Genomic DNA, 3,927 nt, shown 5'->3' on the forward strand with positions numbered 1-3,927 from the left:
TTTTTCAGTAGGTATATATTCCCCGTTTTCGTTAAATTGCTTTAACTTTTTCAGAATCCAACTTGGAACTAATTCAGCATTTATTTTTCCAAGATTTTCAATGATAGAAGTCAATTCTCGAAAAATTAAGGCTATTAGTATTACATCATCCGTCCAAAGTATTTGTGGTAAATTACTTTTGCCAAGTCGCATAATCCACCAAGTAACTCCTACCAAAACAAAATAGACAATTACCTTATCAATGAACTTAGCCCAGCCTTTTGAGGATACTTCAGCTTTTCGATATGCAGCCCAAAAGCCCGTAACTGAATCTAATAATACAAGGGCAAGAAGAAATGCCAGAAGGGGGCCATTAAAACCAACTTCGGTCAAAAATATCTCAATTGCCGAAAGTGATAACACCCAAGCCAATACTGATTTATTCGTATAGAAATTCAGTAATTTAAAAAAGTAAATCCCAATTTTAAACATCATTGTTCTAATTTTTACAATTCTATCAAACAGTTATAAATCCTTCAATATTTAGCCCTTTTTCAAGGAAACGTTGGTTTAACTTTCTCATTTTTTTTGCTACAATATAGCCTTCACGACCGCCCATGTCATTCGTATTACCTTCAATTGTAGTAATCATATCAGTGCCATAAACTTCCGTAACAATACCAATATGTCCTTGCCAAGTCTTACCGTACCTCCACACAACCAAATCTCCAATTTTCGGTGTTTGAGATGTTTTACCTATTTTCTCAAAATTATTATACGTCGTCAATGCCGAACCACTAAACAATTTAGCCAATTCCGCATCTTGCTCAGGCATTGCTTCTCGACAAACCAATTCTACAAAAAAAGCACACCACGCCATCGCTCTACCCCAACCCACGGCTACCATTCTCTTTTCAAATTCAGGTTTCGTAAAACCCGAATTCTTAGGTTTTTCGGTTTCCCCAATGTACTTCGTGGCAACTGCTAAAATCTTGTTCATAAGTTTACATTTATCGCTACATTCTATCTTAGCACATATACAGCCCATTTTCCTTTTTATTAATCGAACCACTCTCTACAACTTCTACAATCGTATAGCCCAAATCAGCCGCATTCATCACCAAATAATCCTCTATCTGCATCAGTTTAGCCAGTCCCATTTCCTCAAAACTTCTCGCTGCTACCAGTATATCATTCAATGCAGGCGTTTGCATTGCTCTTACTTCGTACTGCTCCATCAATACCGTTACAGCATCCCTACTGATCTTTATCTTCCGCAACTTCAAGCCCTGTGCCATGCTTAAATACACCATCGCTTCTTGCACCATGCCCAAGAGCTTCAACTTCTTCACATCATTACCAGGCGTAACTACACTCGTAAAAGCATCAGCCAATGTATTAGCAATTATTCCCCGTTGCACACTTAATAAGTGAGCTTTCAACGCCCAAAATGTCAAAGCATTACGCCAAATCTGATAATATACCCCAAAAACTTCCGCTGTTCCAACCAACAATTCCTTAGTCAGCCCCTGCTGAATCGAATTATAGTACCCTACCAATACGCTACTACTTGCATTTTCATTTAAAAAACTAACCAAGTCCTCCAAACCATCAATCCCACGTTCCCAATACCTATCTTCTGCTTTTGCCAACTGTGCATCACCCAACACCCACTTTTCCGCCGACTTATTCATATACACCCCAGCATCATCAATTACACTTCCCAAAAGCGGCAAATCCTGACCAATCACCAAATTTGCAATCGTCATTTGAATCAATTTCACCGCCGTAAGTTCAGTAGGGCTTAATGTGTTAGCGTTGTATTTTGTATCCAAATCATTGTAAAGCGTAGCACCAATCGCAGGTTTCACCCATCGAAGCCCAATACTCAAAATACTATTCATCACCCGATTCAAACTAAAATCGACCGAAACAGGTACGCAAGCCTGAAATTCTGCAATATTATTTGTCTTAAAAAATGCCATCAGCCTACAACTTTTTTAGTTCCGCCACCCGTATCCAAAGTTGTCAAAACCTTGTCAGTGTGACATAATTTAAAACCACGGTATTTGTCCATCCAACCATTATATTCCGCCACAAACAACGGAGCTTCCAACGCCAAATCTCTTTCGGGTTGGATGGTTTCTTCGTAAATCAAAAGAGCTTCACGCTTATCACTTCCACCGCTGCGGCTTCCCATTTCTTTACTCGCAAAACCCGCCAAAGTGGGGTCAACTCCAAAAGCATAAAACATCAAAGCCGTACTTTCTTGAAAATCGTCCAAGTACATTCCTTCCTTACTTTTATCGCCAATCGGTGAAATTTTCCAACCGTGATATGCCTTTCCTTGGTCATCCACAGGAAATTCGGTGATAATACCCTTTCCGTGGTTTTCCATATTGGTCAAAAACTCATTCATTTCATCCAACTTCGCTTTTCTAATCGCCTTTTTTTCATCTTTTGTCAGCGAAGACCAGTTAGAATTTTGCGTTTGCCAATAATTTGACGGAATTTCAATCATGTAGAGAATTAGCATACGATTTTTCATCATAGCCACTTTCGCCTTCGGAATCATCTTACGCACATCTTTCCAGCCGCTTTTCACAAATCCCCACCACGATGGCGTTTGATATAAGTCATTATCCCCAATTGAAGGAAAATTTGTAGGATACCAATATTTAAAATCTTTGCCATTTCGTATATCAGCAATATTGGTATATGAATAAGGGTCAATCAACGGCACTTTTGCCACATTCTTCTCTGTAACATAAGGAAAATCACCACTCAGCACCACATTCTTGATGCTGCCATCCGCCTGTCTTTCCTCAAATCGACTATACATCACTTCCTGATGCACAATCTGTAATATTTTACTTCTATCCTTGCTCAAAATCAATTCAGACCCAGCATTTTGAAACGAATATAGATCCAAGAAGCTCTCCAAATGCCAGCGTTTAAAACGCTTATTTGAATAAAAATCCTGTATTTCGGCATCTTTTATGTACTTCAAAACCTCATTGCCTTCGTCATCTTGATCAATAACCTGCATAGCTACCAATCCACGCCTAACCGCAATATTTGCTTTCCATCTAATAATTTGCTCAATCGAACTATCCGCCCGTATCTCCTTCAAAATCTCGATCGGCATATTATTACCATCGCCCCAATTAATCACACCACTATTCACTGGCTCACGACTATTTCGAGGCATTGAAGGCTTACCACCCAAAGTATTCATTATCTTACGCTCATCAGCACTGCCCTCCATATACACCATTGCCCGGCTTTCAGGAATAAAAGCCATAGACCCCTCAAATATTACCTCAGTAGATGCTGCCACAATTTTGTTATTTAAAAAAACCTCTTAACTCAAAGCACTCCTTTACCATTTATCATCAAAAGCAAATCAACATGAATACTTATCACTTGTGTACCGTGATACTCTCTAATTCGCCTTAATCTCTCCGTTTGCACCAAATTTTCGTTCTTTTTGGTATCATAATTAGTAATCTGGGCTTTCGTCAAACGAGGCTTATTCACCACCGCTTTTTTCATTTCGATCACCTTTCCACCAGTCCTACGCCGACGGTCGGCCGTAACAAACACTAAGTGATTAATTTGAGCAAAACCACCACCATCTACCGCATCAATTAGTCTCAAAGCATCCCTCAAACTGATAAATTCCATGCCCGAAAATACGACCAACGACTCCCAAAAAAAGTTGGAAATGTTATTTTGCATCACTTGTTTGAAATTTCAAACAATTAGCATATCTTTGAAGAAAAAACAATGATGAAAACAAAAGGCCTAAGTCAAGAAACGATAAAAAAAACGCATGAAGCCATGCAAAATCTCATAAAAAGTACCGAAATGAAGATGTTACAAAGCCTAAAAGACATCACAACCGAACAAGCATTCGAGCATCTCTTGTCCAGCGAAGAATTGTGG

The 3,927-nt window shown here is 39.0% G+C and carries 5 protein-coding genes; all 5 read right to left on the bottom strand.

Annotated features, from left to right (window positions below; translation table 11 throughout):
- The coding region (locus tag ACH2CJ_RS06830; protein WP_394991516.1) for a phage holin family protein at nucleotides 1-474 on the bottom strand (474 nt) is incomplete at its 3' end.
- Between the two features lie 22 nt (nucleotides 475-496).
- Nucleotides 497-979 (bottom strand): CHAP domain-containing protein, encoded by a 483-nt coding sequence (locus ACH2CJ_RS06835; RefSeq protein WP_394991518.1) that lies wholly within the window; start codon nucleotides 977-979, stop codon nucleotides 497-499.
- Between the two features lie 28 nt (nucleotides 980-1,007).
- On the bottom strand, nucleotides 1,008-1,964 hold the full coding sequence (locus ACH2CJ_RS06840; protein ID WP_394991521.1) for a DUF6712 family protein: 957 nt from the start codon (nucleotides 1,962-1,964) through the stop codon (nucleotides 1,008-1,010).
- Nucleotides 1,964-3,319, bottom strand: coding sequence for a hypothetical protein (locus ACH2CJ_RS06845; RefSeq protein ID WP_394991523.1), 1,356 nt, complete (start codon nucleotides 3,317-3,319; stop codon nucleotides 1,964-1,966). The genes ACH2CJ_RS06840 and ACH2CJ_RS06845 overlap by 1 nt, the downstream gene beginning before the upstream one ends.
- Before the next feature lie 29 nt (nucleotides 3,320-3,348).
- Nucleotides 3,349-3,720, bottom strand: a complete 372-nt coding sequence (locus ACH2CJ_RS06850; RefSeq protein ID WP_394991524.1) for a hypothetical protein — start codon at nucleotides 3,718-3,720, stop codon at nucleotides 3,349-3,351.
- Nucleotides 3,721-3,927: the final 207 nt, after the last annotated feature.

This window comes from Emticicia sp. (assembly GCF_043780375.1).
In the GTDB taxonomy this organism is placed as follows: Bacteria; Bacteroidota; Bacteroidia; order Cytophagales; family Spirosomataceae; genus Emticicia.

Coding starts and splice junctions, on each gene's coding strand:
- ACH2CJ_RS06840 (WP_394991521.1), bottom strand. CDS start 1,964: ATGGCATTTTTTAAGACAAATAATATTGCAGAATTTCAGGCTTGCGTA.
- ACH2CJ_RS06835 (WP_394991518.1), bottom strand. CDS start 979: ATGAACAAGATTTTAGCAGTTGCCACGAAGTACATTGGGGAAACCGAA.
- ACH2CJ_RS06850 (WP_394991524.1), bottom strand. CDS start 3,720: ATGCAAAATAACATTTCCAACTTTTTTTGGGAGTCGTTGGTCGTATTT.